This window comes from Azospirillum baldaniorum, from assembly GCF_003119195.2.
Classification (GTDB): Bacteria; Pseudomonadota; Alphaproteobacteria; order Azospirillales; family Azospirillaceae; genus Azospirillum; species Azospirillum baldaniorum.
This window is the reverse complement of record NZ_CP022254.1, coordinates 404,026-424,383: the sequence shown is the minus strand read 5'-3', so window position 1 is coordinate 424,383 and position 20,358 is coordinate 404,026. Positions and strand designations below refer to the sequence as shown.

Genomic DNA, 20,358 nt, shown 5'->3' with positions numbered 1-20,358 from the left:
CTCCCTAAAGCGAACTTCCGTTCGCTTTAGACTCATATCGCCTCATTCGCCGGCGGGCTCCGGTTGCATGTGCGACCGGGACCGCCGGCGCGGTCCAAAGCGGATTGCAATCCGCTTTAACCCTCCCCCGCTGACGCAGGGGAGGGGACAATTTCTCCCTCCCCTGCGTCAGCGGGGGAGGGCCGGGGTGGGGCAACGTGTTCCTATGCGTTCCCCGCCGCCGGCCCCTTCAGCCGCTCGACCGCCTGGGTGACGATCTCGTGCAGCCCCTCGCCGCCGGCGCTGCTGTGCTCAAGCAGGCGCTGGCGCATGCGGGGTTCCCAGAAGGCGCGGATGTGGCCGGCGGTCTCGGTCACCGCCTCGTCCTGTGGGTAGGACTGGAAGTAGCTGGCGATCTGGTTCGCCATGCGGACGAGTTCGCGTGTGGTGTCCATGGGTCGGCTCCCGGAATAGCGTTTTATCGGAACAGCATGACGCCGTTGCCGCGCGCGCGCGCGGCCAGCGTCATGCCGGCGGCGCGGGCGAGCTTCAGCGCCAGCGCCGTGGGGGCGGAAATGGTGGCGAGCATGGGGATGCCGATGGTTGCGGCCTTCTGGACCAGCTCGAAGCTGCAGCGGCTGCTCATCACCGCGAAGCCGCCGGATGGGTCGGTTCCCGCACGGGCCAGCGCGCCGGCCAGCTTGTCGAGGGCGTTGTGCCGCCCGACGTCTTCCCGCGCCATCACGATGCGCCCGTCCGGCCCGGCCCAGGCCGCGGCGTGCAGGGACTTGTTGGCGCGGTTCATCGGCTGGTGGTCGGGCAGGGTGGCAAAGGCGGCGGCCACCGCCTCCACCGACGGGGTGAAGCCCGCCGTCACCCGCGGCGGCTCGCGCACCGCGTTGGCGAGGCTGTCGATCCCGCACAGGCCGCAGCCGCTCCGCCCTTCCATGGAACGGCGGCGGAGCGAGCCGCGCAGAAGACGCAACGGGTCGGCCTCGATGGACAGGACGATGCCGTCCTCCACCGGGCGGACGTCGATGCGGTCGATGTCGGCGGCGCTGCCGACGATTTCCTCGCACAGGCTGAAGCCCAGCGCGAAGTCCTCCAGATCGGCGGGCGTCGCCATCATCACGGCGTGGGAGCGTCCGTTGTATTCGAACGCCACCGGAGTCTCCTCGGCGACCAGCCACGTCACGTCAGCCTGATTGGCCGCTTCCGGAAAACCGGTGCCGCTGGCCGGCAGGGAATGGGCGTGGGTGAGCATGGCTGGTCCTCCGCTGCGCGTTGCCGCTTTACTCCGCCGCCACTTCCACCAGATCGCCGCGGCGGATCTGCCAGTCGGACGGGTGGTTGCTCAGCGTCACCTGCACCGCGGTCACCTTGTATTCGGGGCAGTTGGTGGCCCAGTCCGAATTCTCGGTGGTGACCACGTTGGCCCCCGTCACCGGGTGGTGGAAGGTGGTGTAGACCACGCCCTGCGGCATCCGGTCGGAGATGCGCGCCCGCAGCGTGGTGGCACCGATGCGGCTGGCGATGGACACCAGATCGCCGTCGCGGATGCCCCGCTCCTCGGCGTCGTGGGCGTGGACCTCCAGGATGTCCTCCGGGTGCCACGCCACGTTGGCGGTGCGCCGGGTCTGGGCGCCGACGTTGTAGTGGCTGAGGATGCGCCCCGTCGTCAGGATCAGCGGGTAGAAGCGCGAGGCGCGCTCCTCCGTCGGCACATACTCGGTGATCATGAAGCGGCCCTGGCCACGGACGAAGCCATCGGCGTGCATGATCGGCGTGCCGACCGAGTCCTCGTCGGTGCAGGGCCATTGCACGCTGCCCACCCGGTCCAGCTTCTCGAAGCTGACGCCGGAGAAGGTCGGGGTCAGGCGGGCGATCTCGTCCATGATCTGCGCGCCGCTGCGGTAGAACATGGGATAGCCCATGGCGGTGGCCAGATCGCAGACGACCTCCCATTCCTGCTTGCCGGTCTTGGACGGCATCACCGGGCGGACGCGGTTGATGCGGCGCTCGGCGTTGGTGAAGGTGCCGTCCTTCTCCAGGAAGGAGGTGCCGGGCAGGAAGACATGGGCGAAGGCCGCGGTCTCGTTCAGGAACAGATCCTGCACCACGACGATCTCCATGGCCCGCAGGGCGGCGAACACATGCTGGGTGTTCGGGTCGGATTGGGCGATGTCCTCGCCCTGGACGAACAGGCCCATGAAGGTCCCGTCCACAGCGGAGTCGAACATGTTGGGGATGCGCAGGCCCGGCTCGGGGTCGAGTGCTGCGTTCCACACCTCCTCGAACTGCTGGCGGACCACGTCGTCGGAGACGTGGCGGTAGCCGGTCAGCTCGTGCGGGAAGGAGCCCATGTCGCAGGAGCCCTGGACGTTGTTCTGGCCGCGCAGCGGGTTCACGCCGACGCCGTCACGCCCGATGTTGCCGGTCGCCATGGCGAGGTTCGCCATGCCCATCACGGCGGTCGAGCCCTGGCTGTGCTCGGTCACGCCCAGGCCGTAATAGATGGCCGCGTTGCCGCCGGTGGCGTAGAGCCGGGCCGCCGCGCGCATCTCCGCCGCCGGGATGCCGGTGTACTGCTCGGTGTTCTCCGGGGAGTGGCGCGGGTCGCGGACGAAGGCCTCCCAACGGGCGAACTCCATCGGGTCGCACCGGTCGGCCACGAAATTGCGGTCGACCAGCTCCTCGGTCACGATCACGTGGGCCAGCGCGTTCATCGCGGCGACGTTGGTGCCGGGGCGGAGCTGGAGGTGGTGCGTGGCCGAGACGTGCGGGCTGCGCACGAGGTCGATGCGGCGCGGGTCGATGACGATCAGCTTGGCGCCCTGGCGCAGCCGCTTCTTCATGCGGGAGCCGAAGACCGGGTGGCCGTCCGTCGGGTTGGCGCCGATGACCAGGATCACGTCGGACTTGTCGACGCTCTTGAAGTCCTGCGTGCCGGCGGAGGTGCCGAAGGTCTGCTTCAGGCCGTAGCCGGTCGGGGAGTGGCAGACGCGGGCGCAGGTGTCGACGTTGTTGTTGCCGAAGGCGGCGCGGATCATCTTCTGAACGACATACACCTCCTCGTTCGTGCAACGGGACGAGGTGATGCCGCCGATGGAACCGCGGCCGTATTTCTGCTGGACCGCGCGCAGGCGGGTGGCGGCGTAGGTGATCGCCTCCTCCCAGGACACGACGCGCCACGGGTCGTCGATGCTCTCGCGGACCATCGGCTGCGTCTGGCGGTCGGCGTGGGTGGCGTAGCCCCAGGCGAAGCGGCCCTTGACGCAGGAATGGCCCTCGTTGGCGCCGCCGTCCTTGTGGGGGACCATGCGGACCACGGTGGTGCCCTTCATCTCCGCCTTGAAGGAGCAGCCGACGCCGCAATAGGCGCAGGTGGTGATGACGCTGTGCTCCGGCTGGCCCAGCTCGATCAGCGACTTCTCGGTCAGGGTGGCGGTCGGGCAGGCCTGGACGCAGGCGCCGCAGGACACGCACTCGCTGTCCATGAACTGTTCGAGGGCGCCCGGCGACACCTTGCTGTCGAAGCCGCGCCCGTCGATGGTCAGGGCGAAGGTGCCTTGGACCTCGCCGCAGGCCCGCACGCAGCGCGAGCAGACGATGCACTTGGACGGGTCGAAGGTGAAGTAGGGGTTGCTCTCGTCCTTCACGGCGGCGCGGTGGTTCTCACCCTCGTAGCCGTAGCGGACGTTGCGCAGGCCGACCGCGCCGGCCATGTCCTGAAGCTCGCAATTCCCGTTGGTCGGGCAGGTCAGGCAGTCCAGCGGGTGGTCGGAGATGTACAGCTCCATCACGCCGCGGCGCAGCCGGCCCAGACGCTCGTTCTGGGTGTGCACCTTCATGCCCGGGGCGACCGGCGTGGTGCAGGAGGCCGGCGTGCCGCGCCGCCCCTCGATCTCCACCATGCACAGGCGGCAGGAGCCATAGGCGTCCAGCATGTCGGTGGCGCACAGCTTCGGCACGGTGATGCCGGCTTCCATCGCCGCGCGCATCACCGAGGTGCCTTCCGGCACGGTCACCGTGCGGCCGTCGATGTCCAGCGTCACCATGGTGGCGGACTCGCGGGCCGGGGTGCCGTAATCGATCTCTTGGATGGACATGGGGTCTGGTCCTTTCCGCTCACTCGGCCGCGACAGCCGCGGGGCTGCGGGTGAAATCCTCGGGGAAGTGCTTCAGGGCGCTGCGCACCGGGATCGGCGTCATGCCGCCCATGGCGCAGAGCGAGCCGTCGGTCATGACCTCGCACAGGTCGTTGAGCAGCGTGATGTTCGCCTGCACCTTCTCGCCGGCGATGATGTTGTCCATCACCTCAACGCCGCGCACCGCGCCGATGCGGCAGGGGGTACACTTGCCGCAGGATTCGGCGGCGCAGAACTCCATGGCGAAACGGGCCTGCCTGGCCATGTCCACGCTGTCGTCGAAGACGACGATGCCGCCGTGACCGACCATCGCCTCGACCGCCGCGAAGGCCTCGTAATCCTTCGGCAGCTCGAACAGCGAGGGCGGCAGGTAGGCGCCGAGCGGTCCGCCGGCCTGCACCGCGCGGATCGGGCGCCCGGTGATGGTGCCGCCGCCGAACTCGTACAGCAGCTCGTGCAGGGTGACGCCGAAGGCCTTCTCGACGATGCCGCCGTGCTTGATGTTGCCGGCGAGCTGGAAGGCCAGCGTGCCGCGCGACCGGCCGACGCCGAAGTCGCGGTAGTGGTTGGCGCCCTTGTCCAGGATGATCGGGACCGAGGTCAGCGACAGCACGTTGTTGACGATGGTCGGCTTGCCGAACAGACCTTCCAGCGCCGGCAGCGGCGGCTTGGCCCGGACGGTGCCGCGCTTGCCCTCCAGGCTTTCCAGCATGGAGGTCTCCTCGCCGCAGATGTAGGCGCCGGCCCCGACGCGGACGTCGAGGTGGAAGCGGTGGCCGGTGCCGTGGATCTCGTCGCCCAGCCACTTCTCGTCATAGGCCAGCCGGATCGCTTCGCGCATGGTCGCGACGGCGTGCGGGTACTCGGAGCGGATGTAGATGTAGCCCTCGGTGGCGCCCACCGCGATGGCGGCGATGGTCATGCCCTCGATCAGGCAGAAGGGGTCGCCCTCCATGATCATGCGGTCGGCGAAGGTGCCGCTGTCGCCCTCGTCGGCGTTGCAGCAGATGTACTTCTGGTCCGCCTTGGCGTTCAGCACCGTGTTCCACTTGATGCCGGTCGGGAAGCCGGCGCCGCCGCGGCCGCGCAGGCCGGACTCGGTGACCTCGGTGACGATTTCCGCCGGGGTCATGGCGAGCGCCCGCTCCAGCCCGCGGAAGCCGCCGTGCAGCCGGTAATCCTCGACCGACAGCGGGTCGATGATGCCGCAGCGGGCGAAGGTCAGCCGCTCCTGCTTGGCGAAGTAGGGGATCTTCTCGGTCAGGCCATGGGCCAGCGCGTGATCGGCGCCTTCGAGGAAGCCGGCGTCGAACAGGCCGGCCACATCCTCGGCCATCACCGGGCCGTAGGCGACGCGGCCCTCGGGAGTCTCCACCTCGACCAGAGTCTCCAGCCACAGCATGCCGCGGGAGCCGTTGCGGACGATGCGGAGCGGAATGCCGCGCTTTGTGGCCTCGGCGCGGATGGCGGCGGCGGTCTCGTCGGCGCCCACCGACAGGGCGGCGGCGTCGCGCGGCACGTAGATGGTGTGCAGGGGCTCGCTCATCGCGCGGCCTCCGTGGCCAGGGTGGAGGCGGTGATGGCGTCGAAACGGGCCGGGCTGACCCGGCCGTGCAGCGTCTCGTCCACCATCACGGCGGGGGCCAGGGCGCAGTTGCCCAGGCAGAAGACCGGCTCCAGCGAGAAGGCGTCGTCGGCCGTGGTCTCGTGGAAGTCCACCTTCAGGCGGCGGCGGATGTGCTCGATCAGCCCGTCGGCGTTCATCGACTGGCAGGCCTCGGCCCGGCAGACCTTGATGGTGTGGCGGCCCGGGCGGCTGCGGCGGAATTCGTGGTAGAAGGACACCACCCCGTGCACGTCGGCGCGCGACAGGTTCAGCTCACGCGCCAGCAGCGGGATGGCTTCCTCGTCGATGCAGCCGAACTCTTCCTGAAGAGCGTGCAGCATCGGCAGCAGGGCCCCGCGCAGGTGACGGTTGGCGGCAATCACCGCCGTGGCGCGGTCTTCGCTCCATGGAGATCGGGCGTTCATGGTCTCCTCCCCCGCGCCCACCTGGATCGGCGGCGCTTCGTTGGTGTCTTGTCCGTCAGCGTTACGGACATTGGGGGAGGCGCGCAAATTTGATTTTCTGATGCGGTGATAGGGTTTGGCTATCACCACACGAGCGGCGCGGTTATGTCGTTGAGATCATAGCCCTTTTGGCAGGTCCCAGGGGGCCAGCGCCTCGTCGGTCAAGGCGCGCACGCGCTCGGCGAGGCCCGGTTCCGCGGCGACGGCGGCCAGCGCCTTGGCGAGCGGGGCCGGCGGTTCGCGGTCGGCGTAGACGAGTCCGACGGCGTAGGTCAGGTCCGGTTCGGTCAAAGGCAGGGCCACCAGATCGGGGTGGAGAGCGACCAGAGTGAGGAGCTGGCTGGGCACCACGCTGGCCGCCAGACCGCTGCGCACGATGGTGTAGATGGTGACGATGGAATTCGTCTCCATCAGCGGGACCACCGTCCGGTCGGCCATGCGGAAGGCGGTGTCGGCGATGCGCCGGTTCTGCATGTCCGGGGTGAGCAGGCACAGCGGCAGCGTCGCCGCGTCCGCCCAGCGGATGCTGGTGGTGCCTTCGCCGACTTGGCGGCGCTGGGCCAGCAGGAAGTAGCGCTCCGAGAACAGCGGGACGGTGCGCACGTTGCTCAACGGCTCGTTGTCGAGATAGGTGACGGCGGCGTCCAGTTCGAACCCGTCGAGGTCGCGCTGGATGTCGCGCGAGCTGAGCGAGCGCACGCTGGAGCGGATCTGCGGGTAGCGCTCGGCGAAGCGGGCCAGCACATGCGGGACGGCGGGCAGGGCGGTCGGGATGGCGCCGATCCGCAGATGTCCGGACAGGCCCTGGCCCAGCGCCGTCAGCTCCTGATAGAGCCCGTCCCGCTCCGCGACGATGCGGCGGGCGTATTCGAGCACCTTCAGCCCCTCCGGCGTGAAGCCGGAAAATTTCTGCCCGCGCTCGACGATGGGCACGCGCAGCTCGTCCTCAAGCTGGCGGATGGCGTTGGACAGCGTCGGCTGGGAAACGTGGCAGGCCTCCGCCGCCCGGCCGAAATGCTGCTCGCGCGCCAGGGCCAGCAGATAGACGAATTTGCGGAACACAGTCCCCTCCCGCGCGTGATGGGCCGGTGCCCGCTCGGCGCCCGCTTCCGGGCGTCGCGCACGTTATGCCGAATTGGGCACACCGCCGGCAAGGGTGGAGACTCTTCCCCTCCTATGCCCTTGTGCGCTTTCAGTCCCCCGGCTGCGGCGCGGCGGCGGCATGGGTAGAGCGCATCAGCGTTCCGCGCTCGGTCAGCAACACCGTCAGCAGCGCCAGCACGCCCAGCACGGTGAAGCCGATGGTCAGCGGGCGCACGGTGCCGTCGAAGGACTGCCCGACGATCCAGCCGACCACCGCCGCCATGCCGGTGCTGAAGAAGCCGACGAAGGACGACCCCATGCCCGCCACGTGGCCCAGCGGCTCCATCGCCATCGCGTTGAAGTTCGGGGCGATCAGCCCGAAGCAGAAGAAGATCGCCGCCATGAACAGGCCGAGGCCGAGCAGCGGCGGATGCTCCGGAAAGCCGAGCAGCGCCATGGCGACGCCGGTCAGCGTGTAGCCGATCAGGGCGACGTGCGACACCCGGTGCATGCCGACCCGCCCGACCAGCCGCGCGTTGACCAGCGAGGCCAGGGCCATCACGCCGGCGATGGCGCCGAAGGCCACCGGGAACATCGCCCCCAGCCCGTAGACGTCCACGAAGATCTGCTGGGCGCTGCCGACGTAGCTCAGCAACCCGCCGAACAGCAGGCCCATCGCCGCGGTGTAGCCGACCGTCGCGCGCGTCGTCATCACCTTGTGGAAGGCGTGGCCGAGCGCCGCGGGGGACAGCGGCATCCGGTCCTCCGCCGCGCGGGTTTCCGCCAGCCGCAGCATCGACCAGGCGAAAGCGGCGACCGCTGCCAGGAACAGCGCGCCGAACACCCACGGCCACGTGCCGAGATGCAGGATTCCCTCGCCCAGGGCTGGGGCGATGATCGGCACGATGATGAAGATCATCATGACGAAGGACATCACCCGCGCCATGTCGCGCCCGACGAAACGGTCGCGCACGATGGCGATGGCGACGACGCGCGGGGCGGCGGCGCCGAATCCCTGCAACGCGCGGGCGGCCAGCAGCGCGGTGAAGCTGGGTGCGAAGACCGCGCCCAGCGACCCGATGGCGAAGATCACCAGACCTGCGGCCAGCACCGGCTTGCGCCCGAACCGGTCGGACAGCGGCCCGTGGAAAGGCTGCCCGATCGCGAAACCCAGCATGTAGGCGGTGATGACGAGCTGCCGGTCATTCTCCCGCACCACACCGAAGGAACCGGCGATGTCCGGCAGGGCGACCAGCATGATGTCGATGGACAGCGCCGTTAGCGCCATCAAAAGGGCCATGAGCGCGACGAACTCGCCGAAGCGGATATCGCCGCTCCGGCCGGCGGAAGCGGAATGGGGCATGGAATCAGGCATTGCGCCACTGTGCCGCGCGCCTGTCTCCGCGGCAAATCGAATTCCCGCAGGCCCGCCATCGATATTTGGTCATCGACAATTCAAGGCTGTGCCAGCTTGCCATCCTGTGCGCTGCACATTACCACCTTTTGCAGAGTGCCCAACTTTCATTTGTTGATTTCAAGAACTTCACACTGTTCCTGGTGAAAATAGTGATAGATGGCCGGATTCTGTGGGAGTCGCCGGAGTGTCTGTCTATAGTGGGCGCCGTCAACAGTTTGTGAAAACAGGGTATGCGCCTTCGTCTCCCCTTTGTGGCCTTGCTGGCGCTTCTTCCGCTTGTCGCCTTTGCGGTGGCCTCGATCATGCTGGTCGACCGTCAACAGGAGCGGTCGGTGGAGGAACTGGTCCGACACGCCACCGACGCGGCGGTGCGGACGGTGGATGGGCGCGTCCTTATGACGCGCAGCGCGCTCGAAATCATGTCCACGGCCCGGTCGCTGGACATCGGAGACCGCACCGTCTGGAGGGATCGGGGGGAACGTGCGCTGGGGCAGCGGTTGGATTGGATGGCCCTGGAGGTCCGCGACCGCCAAGGTGTCGTCAACCTGCTTCACCGGCCGCAGGAACCGGAAGCCGGCGGCATCGACCCCGACGCGCGCTCCGCCCAGGCGGACCGGGTGTTCCGCTCAGGAGAGGTTTGGATCAGCGGCGTCATCAGCGACCCCGCCGGCAAGGTGGAGCCGGTCTTCGCGGTCAGCGTGCCGGTCTGGGGCGTGGGCGAGGTTCGGCTGGTCCTGACCGCTTATGTGCGGACCTGGTCGCTGCGTCAGGTCCTGGTCGATCAGGTGGCGACGCCGAACTGGATCGTCGCGCTTCTCGACCGTGACGGGCGGCTCATCGCCCGGTCGAGGTCTGAAACGGCCTTCGACCCGGCGGTCGGGCAACCGGTGCCCGAATCCCTCGCCCAGGCGCTGAAGACCGGCAACGAATTTTTCCTTTCCCATACCCGGATGGGGCAGGAGGTTTTGTCCGCAAAGGCCGGCTCCGTGGCGGCGCCCGGCTGGCTCCTGGTCCTCGGTACCCCGGCCGAGCCGATCCAGGCGGCGGTTCGACGCACGGTCTACACGATCGCCGGCGGCGGGCTGGCCGCTCTGGCGGTGGCGGCGCTGGTCGCCTGGGTTCTTGTCCGTTCCCACGACCGGCGCGAGGCGGCTGAGCGGCGCGCGCGGGTGGCGGAGGCCTCGGCGGAAGCCGACCGGCGGTCGCACGCCATTCTGGAAAGCACGACGGACGGCGTCTATGAGGTCGACCGGTCCTGGCGCATCGTCTACATGAACGGGCGCGCGCGTGGCCTGATGGGCGGCAGCAGCGACCTGACCGGACAGCGGCTGTGGGAGGCCTTTCCCGACGCCATGGGAACGGTGCTGTGGGACCGCCTGCACGTCGCCATGAGGGATCGCCATCCCGACGAGTTCGAGGCTTACTTCGCGCCGCTCGGCGTCTGGCTCTTCCTGCGGGTTTTCCCATCGTCCGCCGGGTTGGCCATCTATTTTCAAGACATCAGCAAGCGCCTTCTCGCCGAGCGGGCTTTGGAACGCGCGGTGGAGCAGGCGAACCAGATCCTGGAGAGCATCGGCGACGCCTTCTACGCCATCGACCGTGATTGGCGGATCACCTATGTGAACAAGCGCGCGCAGGAGATGTTCGACCGACCGCGCGATGACCTCGTCGGCCGCAACCTGCTGGAGCTCTTTCCCGACGTCGCGGGCAACAGCGTCATCCGCAGCTTCGAGGCCGCCATGGCGGACCAGCAGCCGAGGGAGTTCGAAGCGCTGTCCGGCATCTTCCAGCGCTGGACCATGTTCAACGTCTATCCGCAGGCGGGCGGCGGCCTGTCCATCTACTTCCGCGACGTGTCCGCCCACCGCGCGGCGGAGGCCGCCCTGCGGGCCAGCGAGCACCGCTACCGCACGCTTCTGGAAGCGCTGCCGCAGATGGTGTGGACCTGCCGGGCGGACGGCAGTTGCGATTTTCTGAGCCGGCAATGGCTGGCCTACACCGGCCAGACGGAGACGTCGGCCCAGGGCTTCGGTTGGGCCAGCTCCATTCATCCCGACGATCGAGAGCGCCTTCTCACGATCTGGCTTCAGGCGGTCGAAGCGCGGACGATCTTCGACACCGAGGCGCGTATCCGCAGCGCCGCCGGCAGCTACCACTGGTTCAAGCAGCGTGCCCTGCCGATCACCGACCCGGAAAACGGGGAAGAGCGCTGGTTCGGCACCTCCACCGACATCACCGACATCTTCGAGGCGCGCGATGCCATGCAGGCGGCGAAGGAGGAGGCGGAGCAAGTGGGGTTGCGCTTCCGCACGCTGGCGGATTCCATCCCGCAGCTCGCCTGGATGGCCCGCCCGGACGGGCGGATCTTTTGGTACAATCAAAGATGGTATGATTACACGGGCGTCGTCGAGGGCGGGGATGCCGCTTCCGATCCGCTGTGGGACGGCATCCTTCCCGCCGACCACGCCGAGCGCGTCACCGCAAGCCTCCGGCGGTCCTTCCAGACCGGAGAACCGTGGGAGGACACCTTCCCCATGGCGGGGCGGGACGGTGCCTTCCGCTGGTTCCTGTCGCGGGCGCTGCCCGTCCGCGACACCGACGGCGCCGTCGTTCTGTGGTTCGGCACGAACACCGACGTGACCGACCGGCTTGAGGCCGAGGACGCCCTGCGCCGCGCCAAGGAGGAGGCGGAGCGGGCCGCCCTGTCCAAGTCCAAGTTCCTCGCCTCGGCCAGCCACGACCTGCGCCAGCCGATGCAGTCGCTGTTCCTGTTCTCCGGCGCCCTGCACGGCCACGTCCAGGGTGAGAAGGGGATGAAGGCGCTGCGCCTTCTGGAAAGCGGTCTGGACGCGCTGAAGGGGCTGCTGGACAGCCTGCTCGACGTGTCGCGCCTGGACGCCGGCGTGGTCAAGCCGACGCTGGAGGATTTTCCGGTGGCGCTGCTGCTCGACCACATCGCGGCGGGCTATGCCCCGGTGGCCCGCGGCAAGGGGCTCGACTGGACGATGGAGGGGTGTCCGCTGAACATCCGCTCCGACCGTGTGCTGCTGGGCCGGATGATCCGCAATCTGGTGGAGAATGCCATCCGCTACACGGAACGGGGCAGCATCGCCATCACCTGCACGGCCGTTGGCGGGCGGATGCGGATAACGGTTGCCGACACCGGCATCGGCATTTCCGAAGACCATCTGCCGCGAATCTTCGAGGAGTTCCATCAGGTCGGCAACCCGGAGCGCGACCGCAGCCAGGGGCTTGGGCTGGGCCTCGCCATCGTTCAGCGCATCGGGCAGCTTCTGGACCATCCGGTGACCGTCCGGTCCACGCCCGGCGCGGGATCGGTCTTCACCATCGAGGTGCCGCTGGGCGAGACCTCGAAGCCCGTGGAGCCGGCGGGCGCCACGCTTGCCGCGTCGGCGAGCGGCGATGAGCGGCTGGCCATGGTCGTCGACGACGATGCCATCGTGCTGCTGGGCCTTCAGGCCATCCTGCGCGAATGGGGATACGAGGTTCTGATCGCCGGGTCGGGGGAGCAGGCGGTGGACAAGCTGCGCTCGGTCAGCCGCAAGCCCGACATCATCATCGCCGACTACCGCCTGCGTGAAGGCAAGGTCGGCACCGACGCCATCCTCGACATCCGCCGGCTGTTCGACGCCGAGATCCCGGCGATCATCGTGACCGGGGAAACCGGTCCGGAATGCCAGCGCGACGCCGTTCGCCACGGCTTTGGCCTGATGCACAAGCCGGTGACTCCGCGCCAGCTCGCCGGGGCCATGGAGCGTTCCCTGCAACCGGCGGAGTGAGGCCGTCGGAAGAGGTCGGCGGAGTGTGCTGGATGGGCTGCGGCGGTCAGTCGCCGCCGCCGCCCATCGCGGGCGGGCTGGGCGGCAGGCGGCGTCGGGTCTCGCGGTGCAGGATGTAGAGCCCGCTCACCGCCACCACGGCGGCCCCCGACACCATGTGCAGGGTCGGCATCTCGTTCCACAGCAGCCAGCCGAACAGCACGGCCCACAGCAGCGCGGCGTAGTTGAAGGGCGCCACCACGGCCGCCGGGGCCAGCGAATAGGCCCGCGTCAGGAAAAGCTGGGCGCCGCCGCCCAGGACGCCGGTGGCCGACAGCAGGGCGAAATCGGTCAGGCTGCGCGGGGTGACCCACACGAAGGGCATGACCAGCGCCAGGATCAGGGTGGTGATCGCCGTGAAGTAGAAGACGATGGTGTTGGCGCGCTCGGTCTTGCTGAGCTGGCGAATCGCCACCATCGCGAAGGACTGGCAGAAGGCGGCGCCAAGGGCGACCAGCGCGCCCAGGTGCGTCAGCATCTCGCCCGACGGCTGGACCATGATGAGAACGCCGACGAAGCCGACCAGCACCGCGCTCCACCGGTAGATGCCGACCTTTTCGCCGAGCAGCGGCACCGACAGGGCGGTGAGGAACAGCGGAGCCGAGAAGTTCAGAGCCACCGCGTCGCCCAGCGGCAACAGATTGAAGGACCAGAAGGTCAGCGACATCGCCGTCAGTCCGACGACCGAGCGCCAGACATGACCCATCGGCCGTTCGGTGCGCAGGTTGCTGATCCACCCGCCCTGCAACGAGATGACCACCGCCACCGGGATCAACGCCATGGCGTTGCGGAAGAAGGTCACCTCGATGACGGGATACGTCTCCGAGAGCAGCTTCACCAGCACGTTCATCACGGAGAACAGCAGCACCGATCCCAGCATCATGACGATGCCGAGCGGTATGTTCTCCACGCGGATGTGGCGGGGCGTCGCGGGACGGGCGGGGGCGGGGGAGAGGGGGGGCGCGGTCACGCCCGGATGCTATCAACTGCAACCACCCGCGTCACGTTGCCGCGACGCGGGTGGTCATGTCCTGGCGGAATGGCCGGATTGCGGTGCGACGCCGATCCGGTCGATGCGCCTGCCGTCAGCGGTTGGTCAGCAACTCGGCGATTTCGCCCTCGGCCCGCAGCCAATGGTCCATCTCGCGCCCGTCCGGGCGGCCTTCGCGCTCCCAGATCTCATAGGCACGCTCCTGCACCATGCGGCTCTTCTGGCCGTGCAGCAGCCCCTCGGCGATGTGCATGTTGATGCGCGACAGCGACACCAGCTTGCGCGCCTCGATGGAGCCCTGGGTGGCTTCCATGGTGGTGACGGTGACGTACTGCGCGAGGTTGCGCAGGTTCGCCTTGACCTCGGAGTCCAGGGTGTTCTCTTCGTTCTGGAGCACCGTCTTGATGGCGACCCAGAGGCGGAGATTGTGGTCGAGGGCGTGATTCGCCTTTTCCGGCGTGTCGGCTTCGACGAGAAGGCTGGCGGCGTGCAGAAGCGCGACCGCGTCCTGCTCGATGGCCGCGAAATTGGTTTTCAGGACGATTTCCGCCCCGGTGTCGGTGGCGAGCGCTTCGGCAGCTTCGAGCGACGGAGCGGCGTCGGCGGTCTTCGCGGTGGCGGTCTTGCGCTTGGCCATGATCAAATCCCCGGCGTTGGTCCCCGAGGTCAATAGAACCAGCCGTCATTAACAAGTGGTTAAGACGAGTATTGCCAGCCCTTTTGCGCAGCCTCCGCGTCAGAAGAAACCCGAAGTGATTCGCGGATGGTCATGCTGCGCCGCAAAAGAACCGGCGAATTCTCAGCGTCCGGTGAAGGCTCCGAACGGCATGCGGTAATAGAATCCGAACACGTTGTTGGCCGGCGTGGCGGAATCCGCGGTGGGACCGCTGGTGTCGATGCGGCTGTAGCCCAGGCTGAAGCGGGCCTTGTTCTCGAACTGATAGCCGAGTTCGAGCTGGGACCGGAACTCGACCACGCTGCCCGAGGCCGCCGGATCGCGCGGCGTGACCGGCAGGGTTCCGGCGCCGACGCTGGGCGTGAAGACGAAGGAGGAACCACCCAGCGGAACGTCGATCAGGATGCCTCCCATTCCATGGAGGCTGCCGTCCGGCGTGCTGGGACCGAGCGACACCCAGGGGCGCACCTCCGCGTAACCGTCGAGCTTGGGCAGGAGGGAGGAGCCGATGCGGATCTTGTTGTGCAGGTCGGACACCTTGGTATCCGGCGTTTCACCAACGCTGTAGGCGAGGCCGCCGATCTTCCAGTTGCCGATCCGGTCGTCGGGCATGGACAGGGTCTGCGCGCCTGCGGGAGCGGAGAGCGCAAGGCCCGCCACGGCAACCACCAGACAGAGGCACGAGGTCCCATGACGCACGGCGGCCTGCTCCCGATCGATCGTTGACCGTCCTACTCCGGCTGCTCCAGCCTACCGCGTCCGATCCCGGCGCGGTTGTGGCATTACGCGTTGCACCGCACCCCCGCGCAAGCACGTAACGGTGCTACTCCCAGATGTCGTGTGCGCCGCCCCCCGCGTCAATGGTGGGAGGGCTGCCCTGTTTGTGAGGGCCTAGGCGGTTGGCGGGGCTCATCGGGTGGTGCGGGAGCGTGCTAGACTGCCGTCATGCAGCACGCCGCTTCCGATCCGGCACAGGACCCGACACCGTCGGCGGCCGCCTTCCTCGCCGATCCGGCGAGTCACGGCGGGGCGGCAGTGGAACGCGTCGAAACCCACGCCGCCATCGTCTTCCTGGCCGGTGACCGGGCCTACAAGCTCAAGCGCGCGGTCCGCTACCCCTATCTCGACTATTCGACGGCCGAACGCCGCCGCGCGGCCTGCCTGGAGGAGTTGCGGCTGAACCGGCGGACCGCGCCATCCATTTATCTTGGCCTGGAGTCGGTGGTGCGGCGGACGGACGGCACGCTCGCCTTCGGCGGCGAGGACGCGGCGGGCGGGACGGCGCTGGACTGGCTGGTCGCGATGCGCCGCTTTCCGCAGGACGCCCTGCTGGACTGCCTGGCGGAGCGGGGCGGTCTCGACGACGGGTTGATTCGCGGGCTGGCCGACGCCGTGACCGCTTTTCACGAGGCCGCCGAACCGCGCCCGGAGGGCGGCGGCGCCGTGGCGATGCGGGAGGTGGTGGACGGCAACATCGCTGAATTGCGCGCCAGCCCGTCGCTGTTTCCCCCGGAGGGCGTCGAGACGCTGGCCCGCAGGTCCACGGACGCTCTGGTGCGCCTGACCCCGCTTCTGGAGGAGCGGCGTCGCCGTGGCTTCGTCCGGCACTGTCACGGCGACCTGCATCTGCGGAACATCGTGCTGCTGGAGGGAAGGCCGGTCCTGTTCGACGGCATTGAGTTCGACGAGCGGCTGGCGGTCATCGACGTCGCCTACGATCGCGCCTTTCTGCTGATGGATCTGGAGCGGCGGGGGCTGCGCCCGCTCGGCAACGCCTTCCTCAACCGCAGCCTGGACGCGACGGAGGATTATGGCGGGTTGGCGTTGCTGCCCCTGTTCCTGTCGGCACGGGCGGCCATCCGCGCCAAGATCGCCGCCACCACGGCGGCGCTCCGCCCCGGCGAGGACGTGGAGCGCGGTTCGAAAGGGGAGGCGCTGGCCTGTCTGGAGCAGGCCGTCGCGGCGCTGGAACCGCCGCCGCCTCGGCTGGTCGCCATCGGAGGCCTGTCCGGCAGCGGCAAGACCAGGCTGGCCCGCGCCTTGGCGCCATCGCTGGGTGCGGCGCCGGGCGCTGTGGTCCTGCGCTCCGACGCGCTGCGCAAGCGCCTGTTCGGGGTCGGGGAGACGGATCGGCTCCCCGCCGACGCCTACACGCCGGCGGTGACCGGGCGGGTCTATGCCGGGCTTCTGGAGCGGGCGCGGGTCGCGCTCGCCGCCGGCCACGCCGTGGTGCTGGACGCCGTCCATGCCCGACCGGAGGAGCGGTCCGCCGTGGCCCGTCTTGCCGCCGAAACCGGCGTGCGATTCGACGGGGTTTGGCTGGACGCGCCCTTGGACACGCGGATTGCCCGCATCGCCGCCCGCCGCGGCGACGCCTCGGACGCGACGGCGGAGGTGGCCGAGCAGCAGACTGTCTATGATCTGGGCCCGCTTGAATGGCTGCGCACGAATGCTGGCAGGGATGCGGGGGAAACGCTTGCGGCCGTGCTGGAGCGACTGGTGTAATTCCAGGTGGAACGGGCGCCGCCGGTTCCCCATGGTCTAATATACGGGCGGCGCGGCGCTGGAAACGGTGCATCCAGCCGTCGTTCCGACAGGCACCGTCCAGAAGATGGGCCGGCGGAAACGGCCCGGGGGGAGATCATGTCACTCAAGACGATCCTTGTGCCGCTGGCCGGACTCGACGGCGACACGGTGGCTTTGAACGCCGCGCTGAAGATCGCGCGCGAATTCGACGCCCATGTCGACGCCCTGTTCGTGTCGCTGGACCCGCGCGACGCCGTGCCCATGCTGGGCGAAGGAATGTCCGGCGCGATGGTCGAGGAGATCATGCGCGCCGCCGAAGGGGAGTCGAAGACCCACCTCCACACCGCCCGCCGCACCTTCGACGATGTGATTCGCGCCGCGGACATCGAACTGCGCGATATCCCGACCGGCGTCGAGGCGCCGACCGCCCAGTGGCGGGAGGAAACGGGCCGCGTCGAGGAGGTGGTGCCGCGCGAGGGTCGGCTGGCCGACCTGCTGGTCTTCGCCCACACCACGCTGGACAGCAACACCCAGGCTTACGCCACGGTGGAAAGCGCCCTGCTGGGGGCGGCCCGTCCGCTGCTGCTAGCGCCAGCCACCCTGCCGGACGAGATCGGGCGCACGGTGGCGCTCGCCTGGAACGGCAGCCCCGAATCGGTGCGCGCCCTGACCGGGGCGATGCCCTTCCTGACCGGTGCCGACACCGTCCATGTGCTGACCGCCGAGACGTCCCACACCCAGGCTGCGGCAGGGCGTCGCATCGCCCAATATCTCGCTTGGCACGGCGTTAACGTTCAGGTAACCATATTGAAGCCGGGATCGGAACCCGTCGGCCAAGCCATCATCAACAAGGCCGCGGAACTTGGGTCCGACCTCCTCGTGATGGGGGGATACGGACACAGCCGGATGCGGGAAATGATCCTGGGTGGCGTGACCCGCTATGTGCTGAATCACGCCGGCCTGCCCGTGCTGATGGCCCACTGACAACGGGGCCTCTCTTTTCAAAGGCCGGGCTTCTCCGATCCGACGCGCGGCGCCGCACGCAACGATGGGCGCCCTCCACGCCGATGGTTTTCAACCACAAGGGCCACCCGGACTCCGGTCCGGGCAAGGCCCGGCAATCGGGAAGGAACGCGCCATGTTGACGATCGACGATTGCATCGCGCTCAGCGATCTGACCGAAGAGGAAATCGACGCCATCGCGGAGCATGAGCATCTGCCGGAAATCCTGGCCGTGGAACTGGGCTGCTGCCTTGCCCACGACGCCGAAGGCATCCGCCGGATCGCCCGCATCATCCGCGAGGACATCGACCGGGCCCGCAGCCATGGGCAGACCGTCCACGCCCGCCAGTTGACGGTCGTTCTGGACGGCTTCGTGCACCAGCACCCGGCCCTGTAAGGCGACGCCACACCTCGAGAGGGCGGCGGTACAAGAGGACGTCAGGAAGGAAACGCCCCACCCGCACCATGACGGTGCGGGTGGGCGAGGGGAGGCGCGGAACGACTGGCCCCCTGTTCGGTTGGCATTGGCGGGATCGCGTCGGGGGGGCGGCGGGGAGTGCGCTTGGCGCGCTCCCCCAACCGTCGGACTTCCACGATGCGTTGCCTTGTTCCGCCGCCGGCAAAGGACGAACGACCGTGCCCTTGAAGACAATCCGCCTTGAATTGGCCCGCACCGCCGACCATCCGGAAGGCAGCGCCGAGCATGGCTATGAGTTCATCGCCCCGCTGACCGCGGACGGCCATCTGGATCTCGAGGAATGGCGCAGCCAGAAGGCTTCCTGCACGGTCCGCCGCTTCTGGCGCGGGGAGGACGAGCAGACCGGCCGTCTTGTTCATCGGGGCAAAGGGTGGCTGTTCGACTACGACGCCGACGACAGCGACGACGACGAACCGATCTTCCGCTTCGACCGCCACACGCTGGTCGAGGGGGAATACATCTCCATCACCGAGCATGATGGAGAGCAGCGCCCCTTCCGCGTCGTGTCCGTCCGCTGAACACCGACTGTTAAAACCGGCTGTTGCCGGCGGCGGTCGGTCTGATCCGGACCCGCCGCCCGACGGCGCCCGATCAGGCGGCCAGCCGGTCCTCGCGGTCGCGCAAATTGCGTCCGACCTGTTCGAGAAGCTGTCGCAGCGTCTCGGCGGTCATGCCGTCCCGATTCATCAGGGCGACGATGATGGGCTCGTCCAGGATTTCCGACAGGGTCGGAGCCGTCAAATGGTCCATGTTACCCTCCCTGTGCATTCCGGCCGGCCTTGAGGCGGCGTGGTTCTATTGTACTTAAGATACGGTATTTCGCAACAATGCTGCATCGCGAAATATTCTATCGCGGTCTGCGCAAGGGTAGAAAACCGCTGAGTGTTCATGCCTGAACACTGGACCGATGCCTATATTGGCAAAAGGGTTACCGCGTTGGTGGAGGTGGGTAAGCTCAGTGTTCCGCGTCGCGGTTCCGCATGATCGTGACGCCGGCTCCGGCCGTGTCGGGAAGCAGGGACGGCAGTTCCACGTCGACCCGCACATGGCGGACCTTCGGCTGGGCCATGCACAGCGCTGCGGTGCGGTCGGCCAGATAGTCGGGGCCGGGCACCATGTCCTCGGCGCACAGACGGCGCAGATCCTCCACGATGTCCTCGTAGGACATGACCGCGGTTATGTCATCGGGAAAGCCGAGACCGGGGTGACTGACCTTCAACTCCAGACTGATGTGAACGGTGTGGCGTCCGGAGCGCCCGGCGAGCGACACGGTGGCGGTGAAATCGCGCAGCAGAATGGTGTAGGTCGCCGCTGCGCCGGGAGAGCCGGAGCCGGTGTGTCGGGAAACGGGATCGTTGGCCAAAAAGACATCTCCTGGCGGGCGGCGGCCCTGGTCGATGCCCCGTCCGGGGCGGCCGCCTCGTCGCTGCGCCGTGCCCACTATAGCGCAGGCGCCCGCCCATTCGGCAAGGTCAGACCGCCACCGGAAGCTCCGTGCCGGTGCGGACCACCGTGTCGCGGCCCGGTACGGCAGCCAGAAGATCATCGAAGCTGCGCGCGATGGCCGGGTGCTGAAGGCCGCCCGCGATGTCGGCCAACGGGGCCAGGACAAAGGCGCGCTCGGCGATGCGGGGATGGGGAATCTCCAGTTCCGGCGCGTACATCACCAACTCGCCGTAGAGAAGGATGTCGATGTCGATGGGGCGCGGCCCGAAGCGGAGGCCGCCTTTCAGGTCGCGACCCATCTCCGCCTCGATGTCCTTGATGTGGCGGAGAAGCTCCCACGGGCCGAGCGCCGTCTGCGCGCGCAGCACCATGTTCAGGAAAGACGGCTGGTCGGTCACGTACATCGGGGCGGTTTCGTAGACGGGCGAGGCCAGCGTGACCTGGACCTGCGGAGAGAGCCGGCGTTGCGCGGTCGCCAGATTGGCGGCGCGATCGCCAAGATTGCTGCCAAGCGCAAGGTAGACCGTGGTCATCGCAGAACCGTCGCTAGTCGAAACCAAACCCTCGTCAGTCATACCATGATCCTCCGTTCCATCAACCGTCAAAGCGTCGGACGGCGTTGCCGTCACATCCAAAACCGGCCTTTCGTCCGGTGGAAAGGGCCGGCGTGTAGCACGCTCCGGTTTAGGTAGCCGGCTTTCTC

General features: G+C 68.2%; 18 protein-coding genes. 5 read left to right on the top strand and 13 right to left on the bottom strand.

Annotated elements, in window-relative coordinates; all coding sequences use genetic code 11:
• Window positions 1-203: 203 nt before the first annotated feature.
• The 7 genes from Sp245p_RS16265 to Sp245p_RS16235 all read right to left on the bottom strand — a co-directional run bounded on the left by Sp245p_RS16265 (window position 204) and on the right by Sp245p_RS16235 (window position 8,643).
• Window positions 204-434 carry a formate dehydrogenase subunit delta gene (locus Sp245p_RS16265; protein ID WP_014197171.1) on the bottom strand — a complete coding sequence of 77 codons (231 nt, stop codon included), beginning with the start codon at window positions 432-434 and terminating at the stop codon, window positions 204-206.
• 23 nt (window positions 435-457) lie between these two features.
• Window positions 458-1,243 carry a formate dehydrogenase accessory sulfurtransferase FdhD gene (gene fdhD, locus Sp245p_RS16260; RefSeq protein WP_014197170.1) on the bottom strand — a complete coding sequence of 262 codons (786 nt, stop codon included), beginning with the start codon at window positions 1,241-1,243 and terminating at the stop codon, window positions 458-460.
• A gap of 28 nt (window positions 1,244-1,271) precedes the next feature.
• Complete coding sequence (gene fdhF / locus Sp245p_RS16255; protein ID WP_014197169.1) at window positions 1,272-4,088, bottom strand: formate dehydrogenase subunit alpha; 2,817 nt, start codon at window positions 4,086-4,088, stop codon at window positions 1,272-1,274.
• A 19-nt stretch (window positions 4,089-4,107) separates the two neighbouring features.
• A complete protein-coding gene (locus Sp245p_RS16250; RefSeq protein ID WP_014197168.1) occupies window positions 4,108-5,673 on the bottom strand; it encodes a formate dehydrogenase beta subunit in 1,566 nt (521 codons plus the stop codon).
• Window positions 5,670-6,158: a formate dehydrogenase subunit gamma gene (locus Sp245p_RS16245; RefSeq protein ID WP_014197167.1), complete on the bottom strand. Its 489-nt coding sequence runs from the start codon at window positions 6,156-6,158 to the stop codon at window positions 5,670-5,672. The genes Sp245p_RS16250 and Sp245p_RS16245 overlap by 4 nt, the downstream gene beginning before the upstream one ends.
• Window positions 6,159-6,314: 156 nt before the next feature.
• Window positions 6,315-7,259, bottom strand: a complete 945-nt coding sequence (locus Sp245p_RS16240) for a LysR family transcriptional regulator (protein WP_014197166.1) — start codon at window positions 7,257-7,259, stop codon at window positions 6,315-6,317.
• Between the two features lie 130 nt (window positions 7,260-7,389).
• Window positions 7,390-8,643, bottom strand: a complete 1,254-nt coding sequence (locus Sp245p_RS16235) for a multidrug effflux MFS transporter (protein ID WP_109138682.1) — start codon at window positions 8,641-8,643, stop codon at window positions 7,390-7,392.
• Window positions 8,644-8,927: 284 nt separating this feature from the next.
• On the opposite strand from Sp245p_RS16235, the gene Sp245p_RS16230 reads away from it, so the two are divergent.
• Window positions 8,928-12,497: a hybrid sensor histidine kinase/response regulator gene (locus tag Sp245p_RS16230; RefSeq protein WP_014197163.1), complete on the top strand. Its 3,570-nt coding sequence runs from the start codon at window positions 8,928-8,930 to the stop codon at window positions 12,495-12,497.
• A gap of 46 nt (window positions 12,498-12,543) precedes the next feature.
• Here the strand turns inward: Sp245p_RS16230 and Sp245p_RS16225 are convergent, their stop codons facing one another.
• The 3 genes from Sp245p_RS16225 to Sp245p_RS16215 form a co-directional block, all read right to left on the bottom strand.
• Window positions 12,544-13,506, bottom strand: a complete 963-nt coding sequence (locus Sp245p_RS16225) for a DMT family transporter (RefSeq protein ID WP_014197162.1) — start codon at window positions 13,504-13,506, stop codon at window positions 12,544-12,546.
• Window positions 13,507-13,621: 115 nt separating this feature from the next.
• Window positions 13,622-14,164 (bottom strand): DUF2934 domain-containing protein, encoded by a 543-nt coding sequence (locus Sp245p_RS16220; RefSeq protein WP_014197161.1) that lies wholly within the window; start codon window positions 14,162-14,164, stop codon window positions 13,622-13,624.
• 162 nt (window positions 14,165-14,326) lie between these two features.
• The gene (locus Sp245p_RS16215) at window positions 14,327-14,863 is read right to left on the bottom strand and encodes an acyloxyacyl hydrolase (RefSeq protein WP_145644853.1); all 537 of its coding nucleotides are present in this window, start codon (window positions 14,861-14,863) and stop codon (window positions 14,327-14,329) included.
• Between the two features lie 285 nt (window positions 14,864-15,148).
• Here Sp245p_RS16215 and Sp245p_RS16210 point away from each other — a divergent pair, with 285 nt between their 5' ends.
• From Sp245p_RS16210 to Sp245p_RS16195, 4 genes are all read left to right on the top strand, one after another.
• The gene (locus tag Sp245p_RS16210; RefSeq protein WP_109138681.1) at window positions 15,149-16,708 is read left to right on the top strand and encodes a bifunctional aminoglycoside phosphotransferase/ATP-binding protein; all 1,560 of its coding nucleotides are present in this window, start codon (window positions 15,149-15,151) and stop codon (window positions 16,706-16,708) included.
• 138 nt (window positions 16,709-16,846) lie between these two features.
• Entirely contained in the window at window positions 16,847-17,713 is an 867-nt protein-coding gene (locus Sp245p_RS16205; protein ID WP_014197159.1) for a universal stress protein, read from the top strand.
• 154 nt (window positions 17,714-17,867) lie between these two features.
• Window positions 17,868-18,128 (top strand): hypothetical protein, encoded by a 261-nt coding sequence (locus Sp245p_RS16200; protein WP_014197158.1) that lies wholly within the window; start codon window positions 17,868-17,870, stop codon window positions 18,126-18,128.
• Between the two features lie 239 nt (window positions 18,129-18,367).
• Window positions 18,368-18,727 (top strand): hypothetical protein, encoded by a 360-nt coding sequence (locus Sp245p_RS16195; protein WP_014197157.1) that lies wholly within the window; start codon window positions 18,368-18,370, stop codon window positions 18,725-18,727.
• A gap of 73 nt (window positions 18,728-18,800) precedes the next feature.
• Here the strand turns inward: Sp245p_RS16195 and Sp245p_RS34955 are convergent, their stop codons facing one another.
• The 3 genes from Sp245p_RS34955 to folK all read right to left on the bottom strand — a co-directional run bounded on the left by Sp245p_RS34955 (window position 18,801) and on the right by folK (window position 20,188).
• Window positions 18,801-18,959, bottom strand: coding sequence for a hypothetical protein (locus tag Sp245p_RS34955; RefSeq protein ID WP_014197156.1), 159 nt, complete (start codon window positions 18,957-18,959; stop codon window positions 18,801-18,803).
• Window positions 18,960-19,164: 205 nt separating this feature from the next.
• Window positions 19,165-19,572: a dihydroneopterin aldolase gene (locus Sp245p_RS16190; RefSeq protein WP_158310408.1), complete on the bottom strand. Its 408-nt coding sequence runs from the start codon at window positions 19,570-19,572 to the stop codon at window positions 19,165-19,167.
• A 109-nt stretch (window positions 19,573-19,681) separates the two neighbouring features.
• Window positions 19,682-20,188: a 2-amino-4-hydroxy-6-hydroxymethyldihydropteridine diphosphokinase gene (gene folK / locus Sp245p_RS16185; protein ID WP_014197153.1), complete on the bottom strand. Its 507-nt coding sequence runs from the start codon at window positions 20,186-20,188 to the stop codon at window positions 19,682-19,684.
• Window positions 20,189-20,358: the final 170 nt, after the last annotated feature.